At 67.1% G+C, this 19,355-nt stretch carries 20 protein-coding genes; 13 read left to right on the plus strand and 7 right to left on the minus strand.

Annotated features, from left to right (window positions below):
* Nucleotides 1–43: 43 nt before the first annotated feature.
* Nucleotides 44–640: a TetR/AcrR family transcriptional regulator gene (locus tag ACFWO8_RS31465; RefSeq protein WP_378972755.1), complete on the minus strand. Its 597-nt coding sequence runs from the start codon at nucleotides 638–640 to the stop codon at nucleotides 44–46.
* A 98-nt stretch (nucleotides 641–738) separates the two neighbouring features.
* Between ACFWO8_RS31465 and ACFWO8_RS31470 the strand changes: the two genes are divergently transcribed.
* Together ACFWO8_RS31470 and ACFWO8_RS31475 are read left to right on the plus strand one after the other, a co-directional pair.
* Entirely contained in the window at nucleotides 739–1,626 is an 888-nt protein-coding gene (locus ACFWO8_RS31470) for an alpha/beta fold hydrolase (protein ID WP_378972762.1), read from the plus strand.
* A gap of 183 nt (nucleotides 1,627–1,809) precedes the next feature.
* The gene (locus ACFWO8_RS31475) at nucleotides 1,810–2,085 is read left to right on the plus strand and encodes a YggT family protein (RefSeq protein ID WP_378972769.1); all 276 of its coding nucleotides are present in this window, start codon (nucleotides 1,810–1,812) and stop codon (nucleotides 2,083–2,085) included.
* A gap of 9 nt (nucleotides 2,086–2,094) precedes the next feature.
* Here ACFWO8_RS31475 and ACFWO8_RS31480 read toward each other — a convergent pair whose 3' ends face one another.
* On the minus strand, nucleotides 2,095–2,949 hold the full coding sequence (locus ACFWO8_RS31480) for a helix-turn-helix transcriptional regulator (RefSeq protein ID WP_378972772.1): 855 nt from the start codon (nucleotides 2,947–2,949) through the stop codon (nucleotides 2,095–2,097).
* A gap of 102 nt (nucleotides 2,950–3,051) precedes the next feature.
* Here ACFWO8_RS31480 and ACFWO8_RS31485 point away from each other — a divergent pair, with 102 nt between their 5' ends.
* Nucleotides 3,052–3,807, plus strand: coding sequence for an SDR family oxidoreductase (locus ACFWO8_RS31485; RefSeq protein ID WP_378972776.1), 756 nt, complete (start codon nucleotides 3,052–3,054; stop codon nucleotides 3,805–3,807).
* Nucleotides 3,808–3,835: 28 nt separating this feature from the next.
* Here the strand turns inward: ACFWO8_RS31485 and ACFWO8_RS31490 are convergent, their stop codons facing one another.
* Complete coding sequence (locus ACFWO8_RS31490) at nucleotides 3,836–4,972, minus strand: ACT domain-containing protein (protein ID WP_378972783.1); 1,137 nt, start codon at nucleotides 4,970–4,972, stop codon at nucleotides 3,836–3,838.
* 202 nt (nucleotides 4,973–5,174) lie between these two features.
* On the opposite strand from ACFWO8_RS31490, the gene ACFWO8_RS31495 reads away from it, so the two are divergent.
* The gene (locus ACFWO8_RS31495; RefSeq protein WP_378972790.1) at nucleotides 5,175–6,431 is read left to right on the plus strand and encodes an aspartate kinase; all 1,257 of its coding nucleotides are present in this window, start codon (nucleotides 5,175–5,177) and stop codon (nucleotides 6,429–6,431) included.
* A gap of 68 nt (nucleotides 6,432–6,499) precedes the next feature.
* Entirely contained in the window at nucleotides 6,500–7,351 is an 852-nt protein-coding gene (locus ACFWO8_RS31500; protein WP_378972795.1) for an alpha/beta fold hydrolase, read from the plus strand.
* Nucleotides 7,352–7,382: 31 nt separating this feature from the next.
* Here the strand turns inward: ACFWO8_RS31500 and ACFWO8_RS31505 are convergent, their stop codons facing one another.
* Nucleotides 7,383–8,099 carry a GNAT family N-acetyltransferase gene (locus ACFWO8_RS31505; RefSeq protein ID WP_378972806.1) on the minus strand — a complete coding sequence of 239 codons (717 nt, stop codon included), beginning with the start codon at nucleotides 8,097–8,099 and terminating at the stop codon, nucleotides 7,383–7,385.
* A 735-nt stretch (nucleotides 8,100–8,834) separates the two neighbouring features.
* On the opposite strand from ACFWO8_RS31505, the gene ACFWO8_RS31510 reads away from it, so the two are divergent.
* Both ACFWO8_RS31510 and ACFWO8_RS31515 read left to right on the plus strand, forming a co-directional pair.
* Complete coding sequence (locus ACFWO8_RS31510; protein WP_378972810.1) at nucleotides 8,835–9,125, plus strand: hypothetical protein; 291 nt, start codon at nucleotides 8,835–8,837, stop codon at nucleotides 9,123–9,125.
* Nucleotides 9,126–9,270: 145 nt separating this feature from the next.
* Nucleotides 9,271–9,750, plus strand: a complete 480-nt coding sequence (locus tag ACFWO8_RS31515) for a DUF6328 family protein (protein WP_378972815.1) — start codon at nucleotides 9,271–9,273, stop codon at nucleotides 9,748–9,750.
* Nucleotides 9,751–9,799: 49 nt separating this feature from the next.
* Here ACFWO8_RS31515 and ACFWO8_RS31520 read toward each other — a convergent pair whose 3' ends face one another.
* Nucleotides 9,800–10,444 carry a TetR/AcrR family transcriptional regulator gene (locus ACFWO8_RS31520; RefSeq protein WP_378973038.1) on the minus strand — a complete coding sequence of 215 codons (645 nt, stop codon included), beginning with the start codon at nucleotides 10,442–10,444 and terminating at the stop codon, nucleotides 9,800–9,802.
* A gap of 108 nt (nucleotides 10,445–10,552) precedes the next feature.
* On the opposite strand from ACFWO8_RS31520, the gene ACFWO8_RS31525 reads away from it, so the two are divergent.
* The 4 genes from ACFWO8_RS31525 to ACFWO8_RS31540 are packed head-to-tail and all read left to right on the plus strand — an operon-like array spanning nucleotide 10,553 to nucleotide 14,380.
* Nucleotides 10,553–11,389: an SDR family NAD(P)-dependent oxidoreductase gene (locus tag ACFWO8_RS31525; RefSeq protein WP_378972824.1), complete on the plus strand. Its 837-nt coding sequence runs from the start codon at nucleotides 10,553–10,555 to the stop codon at nucleotides 11,387–11,389.
* Nucleotides 11,390–11,415: 26 nt separating this feature from the next.
* Complete coding sequence (locus ACFWO8_RS31530) at nucleotides 11,416–12,342, plus strand: ferritin-like domain-containing protein (RefSeq protein ID WP_378972827.1); 927 nt, start codon at nucleotides 11,416–11,418, stop codon at nucleotides 12,340–12,342.
* The gene (locus ACFWO8_RS31535) at nucleotides 12,339–12,899 is read left to right on the plus strand and encodes an NAD(P)/FAD-dependent oxidoreductase (protein ID WP_378972831.1); all 561 of its coding nucleotides are present in this window, start codon (nucleotides 12,339–12,341) and stop codon (nucleotides 12,897–12,899) included. Before ACFWO8_RS31530 ends, ACFWO8_RS31535 begins: the two co-directional genes overlap by 4 nt.
* A complete protein-coding gene (locus ACFWO8_RS31540) occupies nucleotides 12,896–14,380 on the plus strand; it encodes a flavin-containing monooxygenase (protein WP_378972836.1) in 1,485 nt (494 codons plus the stop codon). The genes ACFWO8_RS31535 and ACFWO8_RS31540 overlap by 4 nt, the downstream gene beginning before the upstream one ends.
* A 107-nt stretch (nucleotides 14,381–14,487) precedes the next feature.
* Here ACFWO8_RS31540 and ACFWO8_RS31545 read toward each other — a convergent pair whose 3' ends face one another.
* On the minus strand, nucleotides 14,488–16,467 hold the full coding sequence (locus ACFWO8_RS31545) for a BTAD domain-containing putative transcriptional regulator (protein WP_378972842.1): 1,980 nt from the start codon (nucleotides 16,465–16,467) through the stop codon (nucleotides 14,488–14,490).
* Between the two features lie 108 nt (nucleotides 16,468–16,575).
* Between ACFWO8_RS31545 and ACFWO8_RS31550 the strand changes: the two genes are divergently transcribed.
* Nucleotides 16,576–17,457 carry an alpha/beta fold hydrolase gene (locus ACFWO8_RS31550; protein WP_378972845.1) on the plus strand — a complete coding sequence of 294 codons (882 nt, stop codon included), beginning with the start codon at nucleotides 16,576–16,578 and terminating at the stop codon, nucleotides 17,455–17,457.
* Between the two features lie 17 nt (nucleotides 17,458–17,474).
* Here ACFWO8_RS31550 and ACFWO8_RS31555 read toward each other — a convergent pair whose 3' ends face one another.
* Nucleotides 17,475–18,338: an alpha/beta fold hydrolase gene (locus tag ACFWO8_RS31555; protein ID WP_378972853.1), complete on the minus strand. Its 864-nt coding sequence runs from the start codon at nucleotides 18,336–18,338 to the stop codon at nucleotides 17,475–17,477.
* Between the two features lie 118 nt (nucleotides 18,339–18,456).
* Here ACFWO8_RS31555 and ACFWO8_RS31560 point away from each other — a divergent pair, with 118 nt between their 5' ends.
* Nucleotides 18,457–19,353, plus strand: a complete 897-nt coding sequence (locus ACFWO8_RS31560) for a LysR family transcriptional regulator (RefSeq protein WP_378972857.1) — start codon at nucleotides 18,457–18,459, stop codon at nucleotides 19,351–19,353.
* Nucleotides 19,354–19,355 lie beyond the last annotated feature (2 nt).

Raw genomic sequence — 19,355 nt, forward strand, 5'->3', positions numbered from 1 at the left:
AGACGAGTGGGCCCCGGCGAATATCGCCGGGGCTCTTCGTTGTTCAGGCCTCGAGGACGCGGTCGAGCAGATGGTCGACCAATTGCGTCGCGCGCGCGGCATAGCCGTCGTTGGTCAGCATTCCCTGCGCCAGTCCGCCGAGCGCGAGCAGGATCACTTCCGCGTCGGCGATGATCGTTTTCTCGTCGGCATCGGGCCCGCGCGACTGCCGCAGCTGTCCGGCGACCGCATCGACAATGTAGTCGGGTGCTCCTGTGGTATCCGCGGATTCGATGTCGGTGCCGGTGAGCGCCGCCGCGTGGAAGATGCCGAGGATGACGGCGTTCTGCCGACTCGGCTCGTCGAGGGGGAGTAGCGCGATCAGGATCGTGCGCACGATATCGCGCGGACCGGCGTCCTGTCCGAGGCTCGCAAACCCTTGTGCCAAACGGGCGCCGGAATCTTCGACGACCGCGCGGTGGGTGGCGAGCAGGAACTCCCGCTTGGTGCCGAAGTAATACTGCACCGACCGCACCGAGACTCCGGCCTCCGCCGCGACGGACTGAAACGTTGCGGCGTCGAGCCCGCCTCTGGCGATGACCCGGCGGGTCGCACCCGTGATGGACCTGCGGCGCTCTTCGTGATCGGCCAAGCGTGGCACCGTGGCTCCTTCTGCTCCGACTGCTCGGGAAGGTTTCATGGTACGCCCATACCACCTATGTGGTACGGTTATATCACCAACGAGAAACAGGGGTGGTCATGGCCAAGATCGGGCGGTTCAAGAACGACAAGGCACGCGAGGAATACCTGCGGACCTATCGGGAACTGGAAAAGCAGTCACCCATTCCGTCGACCACGGTCGACATTCCTACCTCTTTCGGGACCACTCGCGTCCGTAGGGCCGGCGCGGGAGAGGGTGTGCCGATTGTGCTGATGCACTCGCTCGGCGGCAACAGCCTGGCCTGGAATCACGTCATCGAGGATTTCGCTCGCGATCACGTGGTCTTGATGCCGGAAATGATCGGCGCGCCTGGTCTGAGCGTGCAGACCGCGCCGATCGACGAAACGGGGTTCGGTACCTGGTTCGGTGAGGTCCTCGACGGCCTCGACGTCGAGCGTGTCCACTTGGTCGGCTACTCGCAGGGCGCGTGGCAGGCGCTGGTCATCGGTACCACCCAGCAGGCCCGGCTGGCGAGCCTGACTGTGGTCGAACCGAGCGGCACATTGACGAAGATCAAGTGGAGCCTGCTGTGGATGATGATCCGGGTCGGCGCCCGGCCCACCGATAAGAACCTCCGCACGATGAACGCACGGCTCAACCCTGGCGTCGCCCTGAACGACGCGGAATTCGCCGGTGTGAAGTCGGCTCTCGGGTATGTCCCCACGATCGGCTACCCGAAGATGTTCACCGACGAGCGGCTGGCCACGATCACATCACCGACTCTTGCGATGATCGGGTCGGAGTCGTTGGTGGTCGATCCGCAGCTCGCCGAACAACGCCTGCGCGATAATCTGCGCACCTGCGAAGTCGCGATCGTTCCCAAGGCAGGACACGGCGTCTTCTACCAGTTCCCGAAGCTGGTGACTGCCCGCATTCTCGACTTCACCCGCCGCTACGAGCCGACGAACGCCCGGCACGGCGAATAGGCAACGCTCGCCTCGACTCGCCATTGCCGTTCAGGTGCCACCACGCCGCGCCCGCGATCACGTCGAAATTCGGCCGCAGGCCTGATAATCGACTGAGAACTACCGGGTGGTGGACACCTTGGCAATGTCGGGCACGTTGATAGCGGTAAGAGGTCCTCTGTGGCCTCCGCGAGGGAGTGCGTCATGAGTCTTATCGGAACCCTGGTCGGCTACGCGTTGACCGTGTTCTTGCTGCTGCTGATCGCCCGGTTGGTGGTGGACTGGATCGACGCGCTCGGCAACGGTCCGCAGTGGGCGCGCAAGGCACGGGAGGTGACCCACGCCGCGACCGAACCGGTGATCGCCCCGGTACGCAAGGTGCTCAAGCCGATCCGCATCGGCGACTTCTCCCTCGACCTGGCCTTCACCGCGGTGTTCATCGCCGTCCTGATCCTGCGCGCGGTCGCGTTCAGCCTGTAGTCGAGGTGCTCATCGCCGAGGGGTCGATGAGCTCATGGGTGCATCGACGGCGGGCATGCTGCCGAGCAGAGCCAGTGACTGCTCGGCATCGGAGGCAGGCTCGGCGTGATAGACGACGAGCGTCTGCCCCGGTGCGCCGTTTACGGTGAACGTCTCGTAGGACACGGCGATCTCGCCCACCAGCGGATGGAGGAAGCGCTTATCCCCGGCGGTTTTCGCGCGGACTTCGTGCTTGGCCCAGAGACGGCGGAAGTCCTCGCTCTTCAATGACAGCTCGCCGACCAGTTCGATCAGGCGCGGGTCGTCGAGATCGGTGCCTGCGCTGACTCGCAAAGCGGCCACGGTCTCCGCGGCGATCGCAGGCCATTCCGGAAAAACGTTGCGCGCCTCGGGATCCAGGAACACCATTCTGACCTGGTTGACTCCCGGCGCCGAACAGGAATTCAGCGCGATGGCCAGCGGAGTCGCGGCCAGGACATCCATATACCGGCCGTAGACCAGCGCCGGAGTGTCCGACCAGGTGCGCATCAGGCGTAGCAGGCTCGGCGTTACCCGTTCCGGTCGTCGCGGCGCGCGTGTGCGCCGCGGCGCCGGGCGCGCCAACGCCCGCAGATGTGCGGTGCCGTCGTCATCGAGCGAGAACACCCGAGCCAACGCCGCCACGATCTGATCGGACGGATGCTTATCACGGCCTTGTTCGAGCCGGATGTAGTAATCGGCGCTCATCCCGGCGAGCATGGCCACTTCTTCGCGGCGCAGCCCGGCCACCCGGCGCTGACCGCCGCCTGCCATCCCGAACTCTTCGGGGCTGACCTGCTGGCGTCGGGCCCGGAGGAACGTACCGAGACGATTGTCGGAATCCATGTCTTCGAGGCTATGCGCACCCCGCGGCTCCTGGGTGGCCCTCCCACTACCAGGAGGTTTCCGACCTGGCACGCGACGACGGCCGAGACGAACGTTGTGGCCATGACAAACAACGACAACATCGAAAACCGGGTCGCCGTCGTCACCGGAGCATCCAGTGGCATCGGCGCCGCCACCGCACGGCGACTGTCGGCTGAGGGCATGAAGGTCGCGCTGCTCGGGCGGCGCAAGGATCGGCTGGCAGAACTCGCCCACGATATCGGCGCGAACACCCTCGCGGTGACCGCCGATGTCAGTGTTCGGCAGTCGGTGCTGGACGCCGCGGCCGAAGTGCGTTCCGCGTTCGGTCCGGTCGACCTGGTGGTCGCGAACGCCGGCGTCATGCTCGGCGCGCCGTTCGAGCACGCCGAAATCGACGAATGGGACCAGATGGTGGGAACGAATGTCAACGGATTGCTCTACACCGGAAGAGCTTTCATCGATGACCTGCTCGCCGCCGCAGATGCCGGTCGCCGCGCTGACCTGGTGCTCGTCGGTTCCATCGGCGGCCACGTCGCGTTCCCCAACTACGGTGTCTACTGCGCCACCAAGGCGGCGGTAGCGCACCTGACCCGCACGTTGCGAACCGAGTTCGGCCCACGCGGAGTTCGGGTCAAGAACATCGAACCCGGCTTCGTCGGCACCGAACTCGGCGCGGGGATGCGCGACGACAACCGGCGCGCTGAGCTCGACGAATGGCGGAACGGACTGGAAATCCTTGTCCCCGAGGACATCGCCGACGCGATCGCCTTCGCCATCTCGGCCCCACGGCGGGTGAACGTGGCTGAACTCATCGTCGTCCCCACCGCCCAGGGATGATTCGCACTCCGCTGGTGGGGGTCCCCGACTAGTCGTCGGCGCCCTCCACTCGCCATCGCGTGCGCACCGCGCGCACGCAGGATGCGTCGGTGAGCGCGTCGACCGTGTCGGTGAGGGCGAATTCCCTGGCGCGGTGGGTGAGCACGATCAGGTGGGCGGCGTCGTTGTGGTGCTCTTGACGGACCCGCTCGATGCTCACACCGTGGTCGGCGAAGATCGATGCGACCTGGGCCAAGGCGCCGGCGTGGTCGGTGACGTGGAGGTTGAGGTAGTAGCGGGTAGGGGTGTCGCCGAGGGGCGCGACGGGAAGTTCGGCGTAGTAGGAGGCGCGGGGTGCGCGGCCGCCGTTGACGCGGTTGCGTGCGGCGGTGACCAGATCGCCGAGCAGCGCGGACGCGGTGGCTCTCGGGGTATCGCGGCCGGAGAACATCAGCTGCCCGGCGCTGTCGGCCTCGACGGTCACCGCGGGTGCGTCCACCTGGGCGAGTGGGTGGGTGGCAGGAAGCAGCGCAGGGTGCACCCGCACCGAAATCTGTTCCTTACCACCGTGTTCGGGGCCGGGCTGCTCGCTGACCCTGGTGCAGACGGTGAGTGGCCGTAGCCGCAGTGACAAGGCTTCAGCGGCGGCAAGGTCGTGTGGGTCGGCCGCACCGAACTCCTCGAAGTGCACATCGGCGACTTCCACTCTGGTGTGAAAGGCCAGTGTTGCCAGGATCGCCGCTTGCGCAACCGGATTCGCCCCGTCGATGGGGAAGACCCCGAGCACCTGTCGCACCCGATCGCCTGACAGTGATTGGGTCAGCGGGCGCACCACCGGCACCCCGCCCGCGACCGCCGCCTCGAAGCACAGGTCCGCCCCGTATTCCTCGGCGGCCGCGGCCAATCGATGTCCGTACTCGGCGATCAGTGCCGTATTCGCGGTGAGCACCGACCCGCCCGCACGCAGCGCGGCGAGCACCGTCGTCGACGATGCGGCGGTGTCGGTCGTGTCGACGAGCAGATCGGCACCCGACACCGCACCGAGTACCAACCGCGTCCCGGCGCGTTCGCTCAGATCATCGACGGTGTCACGAATGATTCGCGACACCTCCGTGGCAAGCGCGCCGGTGCCGAGGACGGCGACCTTCAACGCGGAACGAGCGGAATGGAAGTGCTGATCGATCATCGGATTTCGCCTAACGCCGAGACTGCCGAACCGAGAGCCGACGCTTCGCGCGCCACCCCCTGACCGCCAGTATCGCGTCCGAAACGATTCGGCGGCAGTCGTTTTCGTTGCCGAATTGGTACGGCCGTGCCCGGATTGCCTGGATACTCGGAGGGGTCACCCGCGGATCGCATGCGGGCGAGCAGGGGAGAGGACGTCGCAGATGGCCCTGGTTGTGCAGAAATTCGGTGGTTCGTCGGTAGCCACCGCGGAGCGGATCCGGCGGGTCGCCGAGCGGATCGTGGAGACGAAGAAGCAGGGCCACGACGTGGTGGTGGTCTGCTCGGCGATGGGTGACACCACCGATGAGCTCCTCGAATTGGCGGCCCAGATCGCCTCGGCACCGGAACCGCGCGAGCTGGATATGCTGCTCACCGCGGGGGAGCGAATCTCGAATGCCTTGGTGGCCATGGCAATTCATTCACTCGGAGCCGATGCCAGGTCGTTGACCGGCTCCCAAGCCGGTGTGATCACCACCGGCGCCCACGGCCGAGCCAAGATCATCGAAGTCGACCCGGGCCGGGTGCGCCGCGCCCTCGACGACGGTGAAGTGGTGTTGGTCGCCGGGTTCCAGGGCGTGAGCCAGGACAATCACGATGTCACCACCCTCGGCCGTGGGGGCTCCGACACGACTGCCGTCGCGCTGGCCGCGGCACTGCGTGCCGACGTCTGCGAGATCTACACCGACGTCGACGGTGTCTTCACCGCCGACCCGCGCATCGTGCCCGACGCCCAGAAACTGGACCAGATCTCCTACGAGGAAATGCTGGAAATGGCGGCCTGCGGCTCGAAGGTTCTCATGCTGCGTTGCGTCGAATACGCGCGCCGCTACCAGGTGCCCGTGCACGTGCGCTCGTCCTACACCGACACGATCGGCACCACCGTCTTCGGCTCGATGGCCGACATCCCCGCCGACCAGGCGGTGCTCACCGGTGTCGCGCACGACCGCAACGAGGCCAAGGTGACCGTTGTCGGCCTGCCCGACGAACCCGGCTACGCGGCCGAGGTGTTCCGCGCGGTCGCCGACGCCGAGATCGGCATCGACATGGTCGTGCAGAACACCGGCACCGGCCGCACCGACATCACCTTCACCCTGCCCGCCGCCGACGGCGCGCGTGCTGTCGCCCTGCTGCGCGACCGCCGCGCCGAGATCGGCTTCGCCGACGTCCGCTACGACGACCGCGTCGGCAAGGTATCGCTGATCGGCGCGGGCATGCGCAACAATCCGGGCGTCACCGCCACCTTCTGTGAGGCGCTGGCCGCGGCGGACATCAATCTCGACCTGATCGCTACCTCCGAGATCCGCATCTCGGTGCTGGTCCGTGACACCGACCTCGACGAAGCCGTGCGCATTTTGCACCGGGCCTTCGACCTCGGTGGGGCCGAGGTCGCCGTGGTGCACGGCGGTACCGGCCGGTGACCGCGACGTTGACGCTACGTCGGAATCCCGCGTAATTTACAGATCAGTCGAGTCCATCGGAGGGTTCGTTGAGTACAAGGTTGACCTCGTTCACCCGGGGCGGGCTCGAGTTCGACGTGGTCGATTCCGGCCCGATAGATGGCCCGGTCATCGTCGCGTTGCACGGTTTCCCGCAGACCGCCACCTCACTGACTGCACTCACTGCCCTGCTCAACGCCCGCGGTTACCGCACCGTCGCGCCCGATCAGCGGGGGTACTCGCCAGGCGCGCGACCGCGCGGCAGGCGCGCATACCGGGTGTCGGAGCTGGTCGGCGACGTGGTCGCCCTGGTAGACGCCATCGGCCGGGGGCCCGTCCATCTCGTCGGGCACGACTGGGGCGCGATGGTCGCGTGGTCGATGGCCTCGACCCGGCCCGAGCTGGTCCGCACGCTGGTCACCGTGTCGGTGCCGCATCCTGGCGCTTACTTGCGTTCGCTGTTCACCAGCAACCAACTCGCCCTCTCCTACTACATGGCGCTGTTCCAGATCCCGATGGTGCCGGAACGTGTCCTGCGCACCCGCCCCGCCTTGCTCGACGGGCTGCTGGCCAAGTCCGGCATGACTCAGGACGCTATCGCCCGGGTGCACAGCGAGATCGTCGACGGCGGTGCGCTCACCGGTGCCATGAACTGGTATCGCGCCGTGCTGTCGGTGGCGCCGGGCATGGTTTCGGGACCGGTCGCTGTGCCGGTGACCCATGTGTGGAGCACCGGTGACACGGCGCTGTCGCGACGTGGCGCCGAGTTGACCGAGCGCCACGTCGTCGGCGACTACCGCCTTGCCGTGATCGATGGCGCCTCCCACTGGCTACCCGAGGAGCGCCCGGCCGAGCTGGCCGAGCTGATCAGCGACCGGGTCGAATCTGTGCCGAGCCGCTGACGCGCCGATCGGCCGGATCAGGTGCGCGGGGTCAGCCGATCGGCGCGGCCAGGGCATGCAACGGTTCCACGGTCGCCGGGATCAACGGCGCCCGCCGCAACGCGCGCGCGGCCAGCTGTTCGATGATCCGCGCGCGCACCCCCGGCCATTCGTCGTGCAGGATCGAATAGAACGCGGTATCGCGCACCGCGCCGTCGAGCCCACGCGAATGTGCCCGCCGCACACCGTCACTCACCGCGCCGAGGCGTTCGATCGCCGCCCGGGAGCGCAGATTGCGGGCATCGGCGCGCAAGGTCACCCGCCGCACACCCCAGCTCTCGAAGGCGTGCGAGAGCAGCAACAGCTTGGCGTCGAGATTCACCTGACCGCCCCGCGCCGCGGGGGTGAGCCAGGTGTTGCCGATCTCCACGGCGTCGGGGATCGCCCCGCCGGGCAACGCGGTGACCGGTTCGGCGGACAACGGCCAGGTCAGCGGCCCCTGCCAGTAGTCGAGCCGGGTGAATCGGGTCGCCCCGACCACACCCTCGTCGGCGACGGTGACGATCGCGAAGGCCAGCGCCGTGCCTGCCAGCTGCGCCGCCTCGGCCTGGAAGACATAGGTGCGCGCCTCTTGTTCGCCGTGCGGGACGATCGTGAATCCGGCCGGTCCGTCGAGCGCGGCGGCCGCGGCGACCAGGCCGGGAACGTGATGGGGTGCAAGAGGTTCCAGCCGTGCGATGCGGCCGTGGAGGATAACGGGTGCGGGCATGGTAACCGGCGTCCTTCGTCTGAGAGGGTCGCCGAAAGCACGAGGCGTGGATCTCACGCGGCACGCGACTTCGGCGAAGCGACACGAACGATCCAGCAGCATCGAAAACTAGAAGGACAGTAGCCGAACGCGACGCGATCCCCGCATCGAACGCACAGGATGTCGCGGCCGGAAAGTTTCCTGCGTGACGATCCGGTCCTACCGGAGAACTCCCGTGTCACGGCACGGTTTCCGCGCGTCGTCGGCACCGAAGCGGTTCGGGCGTCGAGGTTTCGGGCGTGAGCGGGGTTCGCTGAGCGGATTCCGTCACGGAGCCGTGTCGAAGGCTCGCGGAGGTACCAACTGGATCGCGGTGTGCAGCAGGGCGCGTTTTCCCACGTCAGGGCCGTAACGGTTCGATAAATGACACGCATGGCAGTTTCCTGAGCAAACGTCCAGTTGTGCGGGGGTTTTGCCAGTTCCAACCCGTGTTCCGCGAGAATGTAACGCGCGTTATGTATTTGTGTCGCACAGGCGTTCTATGTGATGCAGATCACACCATCTTTTCTATCGCTGGCCCGGCTGGCAAGCTCGTAATTGCTGAACGTTAACCGTTCGTGATCATCAACCGGGTCGACGCCGACTCGCGGTCACGACGCCCCACGTGTCCGCCGTGGCGCGACGGTCATCGAAAGATCCGGTACGGATCACTTATCGGCCGTGCCGGGGCGGTTGTCAGGAAGGGACCTCGTTGTTATGAGCAGCATGTACTTCGAATCGAACAGCAACCTGACAGTTACCGAGCGAAGTCGCCGCGTCACCGCGACCTCGGCCACCGAATCGCCGCTCGCGCCGCTGGCGACGCCGGGGCTGGTGCTCGGCCTGATCCTGCTCGGCCTCGGCGTCGCCGGTCTGCTGCGCCTCGGTGACTGGGTGGGCAATTACGGGTCCGTTCTGGTCGTGCTGGCTTATCTCCTCTATATGGCCGCCGCTGCGAGCCTGATGCTCTGGGGCGCGGTCACCGTCTGGTCGCTGCATCGGCGATAGCTGAACGGGGCCGATCGGAGCGTGTTGCTCGGGGAATGTATTCCACGCAGGGGGTGGGGTACATTCCCCGATCGGCCGAATCCTGGCATATCCGCAGTAAGATGGCAGGAAATCGGAAAGTTGTCCGCGGTGGCGAGGAGCGGCGATGGACGGGCACGACGCCGCGTGGAATGAGCGAGTGCGCGGCGAGAACACCACCCAGCGTCTGGATCGGAACTGGTCCTCGCTTCTGCAGGAATTGCGCGTCCTGCAGACCGGCGTGCAGGTACTGACCGGCTTCCTGCTGACATTGCCGTTCCAATCGAAGTTCGACACCCTGAGCACCCCATTGCGCGTTGTCTACCTCGTCGTGGTTTCCGCCGCCATCGCCGCCACCGCGCTGCTGGTCGCCCCGGTTGCCATTCACCGGCTGCTGTTCCGCCGCCATCGACTCGACGTGCTCGTGATCGGTGCCCACCACCTGGCACTCGTCGGAATCGCGCTGCTCGGCGTCGCGTTGACGGGCATGGCGGTGCTGATCTTCGATATGGTCGTCGGCACCGCCGCGGGAGTGATCGCGGGAATTGTCGCGGCCGTGTTATTCCTCGGCCTCTGGGTGGTCCAGCCGTTGTTCTATCGGCGCTAGCGCGCCGGCGCGGTCATTGTTGCGGGGCATTTCGTTCGCGGGTGTTCGGTCAGTCGCCGATGATCTCCGCGGGCAGGAACATCGTGCCGAGCTGCATCGCGATCGCACTGCTGTGTTCGACGAGCCGCTCGGCGTCCACGTCGAGCACGCCAGTGCGCCAGGCGGACAGCAGTTCTATGAACCCGCCGATGCCCGCCAGTGTGCTCATGCGCATGGCGGTTTCGTCGATATCGGGGCGTAGATAGGGCCAGGCGATCGCGATGAGCCCATCGGTCGCGTCGGTGAGCATGGTTTTTCGCCGCTGTTCGAGCACGGCACTGCCCGCGTGATCGGCCAGCAGAATCCTGGCCCGCCCGCGTAGATCGGTCTGCAATTCGACGACGCGGGCGATGGTCGCGCGCGCGATCTCGAGTGGCGTCCGATCGGCCTGTTCGACGACAACACTCGCCAGCTCGGCGAACACCTCGGTGCACACCTCGTCCCAGACCGCGGCGAGCAGTTCGTCGCGGTCGGCGAAGTGCTCGTAGAAGTAGCGATCGTTGAGCGAGGCCCGCTGGCAGACACCGCGCATGGTCACCGCGGCCCAGCCGTTGTCGAGCCAGATATCGAGGGCGGCCTCGACCAAGCCGACCCGCCGCTGCGCTCTGCGCTCGGCGGCGGTCCGCCCGCCCCAGGTCCGAGCCGGTGCGCGCACATCCATGGTTGACAAAGTACTCCTCCGCGCGCCTAATTGGTGTCAGGTGCGGCCAATGGTGGCAGATGCCACCAGTTAGGGCCTCGCCGGGTAGATCCGGGAGTTGCCATGCGATTGTTCCCCTTCGGCGGTCAGCGCCGGACCACGAACGCTGATGCGGTGGTGACCGGCGCGGGTAGTGGCATCGGACGCGCGTTCGCCATCGAACTGGGTCGCCGCGGCGGTCGTGTCGTGTGCTCCGACATCGATCCCGACCGCGCGGCCGACACCGTCGAACTCGTCGAGGCGGTGGGTGGCAAGGCGATCGGCACCCGCTGCGATGTCACCGTGATCGATGAGGTCACGCGGTTGGCGACGACCGCGCAGGACTGGTTCGGCGGTCCGCCCACCGTGGTCGTCAACAATGCCGGTATCGGGGCGGGCGGACCGGTGGTCGGTGAGTTCGCGCTCGATGATTGGCAGCGCACGCTCGGCGTCAATCTCTGGGGCGTCATCCACGGCTGCCACGTCTTCGCGCCGATCCTGCGCGCGGCCGGGCGTGGAGCGCTGGTGAATGTCGCCTCGGCGGCCGCGTTCGGCGCGGCACCCCGGATGGCCGCCTACAACGTCAGCAAGGCGGGTGTGCTTGCCCTGTCGGAGACGATATCGGCCGAGCTGGCAGGCACCGGTGTCGGCGTCACGGTGCTGTGCCCGACCGGCGTGAAAACCAATATCATGCAGGCGGATTCGCCGATGGACGACACCGCCGAGCGCCTCGGCGGGCTGCTGCTGCGCTGGACCGGCCGCGCACCGGCCGCCATCGTGCGCACCACCCTCGACGCGGTCGACCGCGGCGACCTCTACGTGGTGCCGCAGCTCGAGGCCAAGATGCTCTGGCAGGCCAAACGATGGCTGCCCACCACCTACACCCGTTCGGCAGGGCTGCTGGAGCGGGTCGTGCGCTGATCCATCACACCGAAGGAGATCGAACAATGACGTTCGCCTATCCCGATATGCTCGCCGGCGTACGCGCCAAGCAGTGGGCGCTGGCCGATATCGATTGGGACGCACCGGGTGCCGACACCATCACCGACGAACAGCGCCCACGGCTGGCCACCTTCATGGCCGATCTGGTGTGGATCGAACATGTCGGCGCTCGCGGCTTCGCCGCGCTGACCCACCAGGCCCCGCCCGGCCCGCTCCGTGAGATCTACCGGTACTTCCACGCCGAGGAACAGAAGCACGCCAACGCCGAACTCGCGCTGATGCGCCGCTGGGGCATGCTGGCCGATGGCGCCTCGATGCCGGTGCCCAACAAGAACATTCGCCTGGTCATCAGCTGGCTCGACCGCTACGCCGATCAGTTGACCCTGCCCGTGCTCGGCACCGTCATCCCCTCGCTGGAGACCGCACTCGACGGCGCGCTGGTGAAATTCCTGCTCGACGAGGTCGAGGACCCGGTGTGCCACGAGGTGTTCCGGCACATCAACAGCGACGAATCCCGGCACCTGGCAGTCGGTTTCCAGGTTCTCGAACAGCTCGGCGCGGGCCCGCTGCGCCGGATCGCCATCGAGACGGCCGGTTTCGCGGTGCGTCCGTCGTTCGTGCTCGGTGCGCTGCTGTACGCCCCACTGCTGTCGCGGATGTCGACCAACATCATCGCGTTGGGCCTCGACGAGGAGAAACTGTGGCAGGCGGTGCGCCGCTACGAGAACGTGGGGGAGCGTAGCCCGGCCATCCGCCGGGTGCCGCTCTATCACGTGGTGAAGATGCACGGGAAGGCCACCATTCACCGCCGTCAGCCGTTCCAGCTGCTGGCGGATGTGTCCAATGCCTGCATCGACCGCTTCCCGATCCGTGTCCTTGGCCGCAGGCCGTCGTGGTCGGACGAGCTCACCTATGAACCGGTGGCGAAATGACGACGCCGCGTTTCGCCGATACCTTCACCGGCTCTCAGGTGCACCGCACGGACTTCGCGCCACGGCACGAATTCACCGGTCAGCGGGTCGCGATCATCGGGAGCGGGGCGGCGGCCGCCCGCCTGCTGCCCGGCATCGCCGCCGAGGCCGCGCGGGTGACGGTGTTCCAGACCGAGGCGGCGTGGATCCTGCCGCGCGTACCGCTGTCGGGCGCGACGACGCTACGTCGAGCTCCGCAAAGACTGGTTCGTCTCGTCGCCCGCGTCAATCTCCGTGTCCAGGTAAATGATTCGTGGCTGCGCCACCGCCTGACACCGGACGACACCGCGGGCGTCGCCGTGCACAACAGCTACTACCGCACCCTGCGGCAACCGCACTGCACGCTGGTGACCTGGCCGATCGCGCGGCTGGTGCCGCTGGGCGTACGCACCGTCGACGGCATCGAGCACCGAGTCGACAGCATCGTCTACGCCGACGACGCGGGCCATGTCGTGCGCACGGTCGCTCGGCCCGGCCACTTGCATCCGTCGGCGGAACTGATGAAGGAGATCGCATGACCACCACCGGAATCGACCACGAGATCATCATCGTGGGAGCCGGGTTCTCCGGGATCGGCGTGGCGATCGAGCTGCGCAAGGCCGGGTTCGACGACTACCTGATCATCGACGAGGCCGATGGCGTCGGCGGCACGTGGCACTGGAACACCTATCCCGGTGTCGCCGTGGATATCCCGTCGTTCAGCTACCAGTACTCTTTCGAGCAGCGCACCGACTGGTCGCGGGTCTACGCGCCCGGTCGCGAACTGAAGGCCTACGCCGAATCGTGCGTCGACAAATACGGGCTCCGACCGCGAATCCGCTTCGGTACCACCGTGATCGGCGCGGACTTCGACGAGCCCGCCGATCGGTGGGTATTGCACACTGCCGACGGCAGCGAGCTGACCGCGCGTTTCGTGATCAGCGCGACCGGCGTACTCACCAGACCCAAACTCCCCGATATCCCCGGCATCGAGACCTTCTCGGGGACGGTCATGCACACCTCACGCTGGGATCACCGCCAGGACCTGCGTGGAAAGCGCGTGGCGATCATCGGCACCGGCGCCTCCGCGGTCCAGGTGATCCCGGAGATCGCCTCGCGGGTCGAGCACCTCACGGTGTTCCAGCGCACGCCGATCTGGTGCCTGCCCCGCCCTGACCTGCCGCTGCCCCTCGCTGCCCGCCTGGCACTGAAGGTGCCCGGCGGGCGAACGCTGACCCGCCTGGTGAGCCAGACCTACGTCGAGTTCACCTTCCCGCTCGCCGCCCACTACCACCGCTCCCTGCCCACGGCCGCGATCGGCGAACGCGCTGGCCTGGCCCATCTGCGGCGCCAGGTGAAGGACCCCGCCATCCGGGCCGCGCTGACCCCGAAATACGCACTCGGGTGCAAACGACCCAGTTTCTCCAACGACTATCTGTCGACGTTCAACCGTTCGAACGTGACCCTGGAAACCGACCCGATCGGCGAGATCACCGCCACCGGCGTCCGCACGGCCGAAGGCACCGAACACCGGGCCGACGTACTGATCCTCGCCACCGGTTTCAAAGTCATGGAATCGGGCAATATGCCGACCTACGACCTGCGCGGCGTCGACGGCCGCGATCTGGAGAAGTGGTGGGACGAGAACCGGCTGCAAGCCTACGAAGGTGTCAGCGTTCCCGGCTTCCCGAACTTCTTCTCCATCATCGGCCCCTACGGCTACAACGGCGCGTCCTACTTCACCCTGATCGAGAACCAGACCCGCCACATCCTGCGCTGTCTGCACCACGCCCGTACGCACGACGCGGACCGCATCGAGGTCACCGAGGAAGCCAACGACCGCTACTTCCGCGAGATGCTCGCCCGCCGCGGCGGCCAGGTGTTCTGGGACGAAAGCTGCGCCACCGCCAACAGCTACTACTTCGACAAACACGGCGATGTGCCCCTACGCCCCAACTCAACCCTCGAATCCGCGTGGCGCAGTGGCCATTTCCCATTGACCGACTACGTCTTCTCCTAGCCGCCGTCGACACCGACCCGCTCCCTCAGTGCGGGCTTCGAATCGTTGGGGGGAGATCGGGCGGGCGAGGTGCTCGAGCCGAATTTCGTATGCCGCCGGCAAGCGCTTCAGTGCGACATCGCCGTGCCGAGGTCGTCGAGAAGGGTGCGAACCGGGCCTACGCTGAGAAGTGCACTCTGGGCGGTGGTTTCGGCCGCGGCGGGGGCCAGGTGAATGCTGGCTCGGTGCATGGTCTCGACATCGTCGACGGCGATGGCGGCTTGTGCGACTATCGCCCAGAGCGCTTCGAACAGCAGGTCGCGCGGCGGGGACGTGAGGTTGTGCAAGGCCTCTCGCGCCCCGTCGAGATCGCCTCGCGCGACGAGCAGGGTGGGCTCGACCCAGGATTTGTAGGGTCCCCAGTCCGTGTCGGGAGCGATCGCCGCGATCTTGCCGGTGTCGTGATGGCGCAGATACAGACTCAGCTGGGCCAGCGGCAACATTCCCTGCTCGAGTCCCGGCATGCCCGCTCTGGTGAGGGTGGCGGCGGCTGCCTCGTAGGCAGCTTCCGCGGTCGCGAGATCTTGTGTCGCACTGGTACGTAAGGCGCGGTACCAGGTGGTGAACACCTCCACCAGCGGCAGTTCGTAGCGGCGCGCGAGCGCATCGGCGGCATCGGCGTGCTGGTCGGCACCTGGGTAATCTGCACAGGCGCACCGGGTTTGCACGAGGATGAGGTGGCCGAGCACCTCGTAGGTGGCGAGTTTGCTGTTTGCCGCCACCGCGACGATCTCGGTGCCTACGGCTGCTCGCCGCTGCGCCAGTCCGGCCCGCTGGAAGCTCTGCATGAATACCCCGTTGAGCGCGAAGGCCAGCAGTGCTGGGTCGTGCAGCCGTCGGGCGATGTCCTCGGCTTCGCGGGCAGCGCGCAGCGGGCGCGGCCCGGCCTCGGTCGGATTGTCCACCGGCAGGGTGCCGCGCGATTCGACGGCGATGGTCGCGAGCAGCCTTGCTCGGTCGGCGTCGTCGTGGGCGGGCAGTCGCAGGAGTGTCTTCTCGGCGATGGCCACGAGCCGTCGGTCCTGCGCGGGGTCGTCCGAGCGGGTCCAGATCGCGGGAACGTCGTAGATGCCGATCACCCGCGCGGTCAATTCGGCATCGCCTAGTTCGTCGGCGGCGACGACAGCGGAAATCCGGTGTGCGCGGGCCGCTGCCAACCCGCCGCCGCCTGTTACCGCGAGGTCGCGCATCAGTCCGGCGGTCGATTCCAGCCGCGTCCTGGCGTGTGGCGGGACCGCGTTGTCGTACGCGGCACGTGCCTGTTCCCAGACCCGCACGGTGGGATCGGTCGCGGCGGGGTCGAGGTGTGCTGCCTGGCGCAACAGGTCGTGTTCGAGGCGGCGCAATGTCGGGCCGGGGTCTATTCCGAGATCCTGCGCCAACATCCGCCGTGCCCTGGCGAGGACGGCGAGTGCGTCGGCTTGCCGGCCCGAGCGGTACAGGGCGGTGGCCAGCAGTCCCCACGCGTCTTCGCGCCATGGGTGCTCGGTGACGTGTGCGTCGAGATCGGGAACCGCCGCCGCGGCGGCACCCAGTGCCAATTGCGCCGCGGCACGGCGTTCGACCGCCAACAGTCGCTGCTCGGTGAGCCGCGATCGTTCGGCCCGAGCCCACCCCTCCTCGGCGAAGTCGGTATAGGCCGGTCCCTGCCACCAGCCCAGTGCCGCCGTGAGCAGCGAGAAGGCTTGTTCCGCGGGGAGAGTCGATGCGACACGAACCGCGTCGTCGAAGCGCCACGCATCGACAGCATCGGGTTCGGCCCGCAGCGCGTAGCCGAGCCCCTCGGTGACCAGCAGGCGTGCCGGGGTGCGAGGTGGGCGGTCGGGCTCCAGCGCGCGGCGCAGTCCGGCGACGAACGTGCGCACCGCGCCCACCGCGTTCGCGGGCGGCTCGTCCCACAGATCGTCGACCAGCCGACTGACCGGGACCACGTGCCGGTGGGCGAGGATCAGCCGTGCGAGTACCTCGCGGTAGCGCGGGCCGCGCAGCGCGACCGGTCCACCCAGGTCGTCGTGCACGGTGACGGGACCGAGCACCTGAAACCGCATCAGGCCAATGTAGTGCGCGTTCATCGCCTGCTCATCGCGACACCGCACGCTCGAACGCGATCCGCACACACCCCGCTTACCAGCCTTCGAACGAAGAGAGCCGATGCGATGACCCGCACCATTCCCGGATTCGACTACCACCGCGTCCCCGCCGCCGACGACGATGTCGCCCTCAATGTCGCCGTCGCGGGCCAGGGAACCCCGATCGTGCTGCTGCACGGCTTCCCGCAGACCCATTTGATGTGGCGGCACGTCGCCACCGAGCTGGCTGCCGACCACACGGTGATAGTCCCGGATCTACGCGGATACGGCGACAGCGACAAACCCGCCGAAGCGGGTTCCGATACCTACTCCAAGCGTCGAATGGCCGCCGATATCGTCACCGTGGCAGCGGCTTTCGGTCATGAACGCTTCGCGCTCGCCGGACACGACCGCGGCGCACTGGTCGCCTTCCGTGCCGGACTCGACCACCCCGCGGCGATCACCCACCTCGCATGCCTGGACGTGCTACCCACCCTCGACATGTGGGACGTGCTGCACGGTGTGACCGCCGCCGTCGGATTCCACCTGTACCTGATGGCGCAGCCGCCGGGTCTGCCCGAACAGATGATCGCGGCCTGCGGCGACGCGTTCTTCGCCTATTTCCTCGACCAGTGGACGAAGGACCCCGCCGCTATCCCCGCGCCCGTGCGCGCCGCGTATCTGGACGCCTGCCGCGCAGCCGTCCCGTCGATCGTGGCCGACTACCGCGCGTCGGCGACCATCGATATCGATCACGACGGCGCCGACCGCGCGGCAGGCACCCGGCTGTCCATGCCTGTGACGGTCATGCAGCAGGACTGGGGCGCCGCGCTCGGATTCGAAGCGCGAGCACTGTGGTCGAGTTGGGCACCGAACCTCGACCACCGCACCGTCGACGCGGGCCACTTCATGGCCGAAGAGGATCCCGAAGCGGTCACGGCCGCCATTCGCGACCTGGTCCTGCGCTAGACACCGCGGGGACCCTGCTACAGACGATCGACGAAATCGCTGATGACCGGCGCGATTTCGGGCAGGTTCTCTTCGAGCGCGAAATGGCCGGTGTCGAAAATGTGAACCGCGGCATCGGGGAGGTCGCGGAGGTAGGCATGCGCACCTGCCTCGGGGAAGAAGGCGTCGTTGCGACCCCACAGCACCAGCGTCGGCGGCCGGTGCTCGCGCAGCCACTGCTGCCAGACCGGGTAAAGCGCCACATTGGTGTGGTAATCGAGTGCCAGGAGCACCTGCGCGTCCTTGCGGCCCGGGAGGTCGAGGAAATGCTGGTCCAGAGTCCAGCCGTCGGGTGCGATGAGCTCGACATCGGTGGTGCCGCCCTCGTACTGGCCGCGGGTGACGGGCAGTTCGAGGATCTGCCGAACGTTGTCCTCGGCGCCCGGCTGTCCCGGCTTGTTCGCGGTCATCGCGCGCGCGATGTCGGACAGGCCTTCGTCGTAGGCGTTCGCGTTCTGCACGATCAGACCCGCGAGCTGTGCGGGCCGACGGGCGGCAAGGCGCAAGCCGACCGGTCCGCCGAAGTCGAAGGTGTACAGCACGAATCGTCGCAGACCCACGGCGTCGACAAAGCCATCGACGATGTCGGCGAGACGGTCGAAGGAGTAGACGAAACCGTCGGGGACTTCGGTGTGCCCGAAACCGGGGTAGTCAGGGGCGATCATCCGGAATCGCCCACCGAGTGCGTCCATGAGCCGCCGGAACTGATGCGATGCCGAGGGAAAGCCGTGCAGGAGAAGCAGTGTCGGTGCGTCCGCCGGCCCGGTCTCCCGGTAGAAGACCCGTACCCCGTCCACTTCGACGACCCTGTGCCTGATGTGCGGGACAGTCGCTACCGCCATGTCGAACCGACCTCTCTGAACGTTGTGTAGACGGATCTATGATCAAGTGTTCGCCGGGGATGTTCAACGACAAATCACCCAAGGGTCGTTAACCGGTGAGCAATGATCGAAGGCGGCCGTGGAGCGAAACGAGATCGAGGCGTTCCTGACGCTGTCGGAGGAACTGCATTTCGGCCGGACCGCCGAGCGATTGCGGGTTTCCACGGCGCATGTCAGCAAGACGATCAAGGGGCTGGAGCGTCAGGTCGGGGTGGCGCTGTTCGAGCGGACCAGCCGCAAGGTCGTCCTGACGCCGGTCGGGCGTCGGTTGTGCGAGGAACTTCGTCCCGCCTACGAGCAGGTTCGGCGCAGCGTCCGCAATGCCGAACTGGCCGGACGCGGACTCCATGGCACCTTGCGGGTCGGATATTTCGGGTCGGCCGGTGGGCGGTATCTGCTGGAGGTAGGCGAGGTCTTCGAGGCCCGGCATCCCGAATGCGCGGTGCGGATCACGGAATTGCAGCTCAGCGACGGCGCGAATCGGTTGCGCAGCGGTGCTGTCGACATCATGCTGTGCTGCTTTCCGATGTGCGAGCCCGACATGACCATCGGCCCGCCGCTGATCTCCGAGGCCAAAATGCTCGCGGTCCCGTCCGGCCACGATTTCGCACGTAGGCCCTCGCTATCGCTGGAAGACCTCGCCGAGGTCGCGATGATCCAGAATCCGCCGGAACTACCCGCGTACTTCGTCGAGTTCCACCATCCAGGACAGACGCCGTCCGGCCGGCCCATCGAGCCGGGACCGACCGCCGCCACCTTCCCGGAGATCCTCGCCCTTGTCGGCGCGGGCAAGGGCGTGTACCTGACAACTGAACAGGCCCCGCTGTTCTACGTCCGCCCCGACGTCACCTTCATCCCCGTAACCGACGCCCCACCACTGCAATTCGGCCTCGGCTGGCTCAACACGGGACTCACCGCACGGGTACAGGCCTTCGTCCAGACCGCGAGTGACACTACTGCCCGGCAGCGCACCTGAGG

This window comes from Nocardia sp. NPDC058480 (assembly GCF_042720495.1).
GTDB lineage: Bacteria > Actinomycetota > Actinomycetes > Mycobacteriales > Mycobacteriaceae > Nocardia.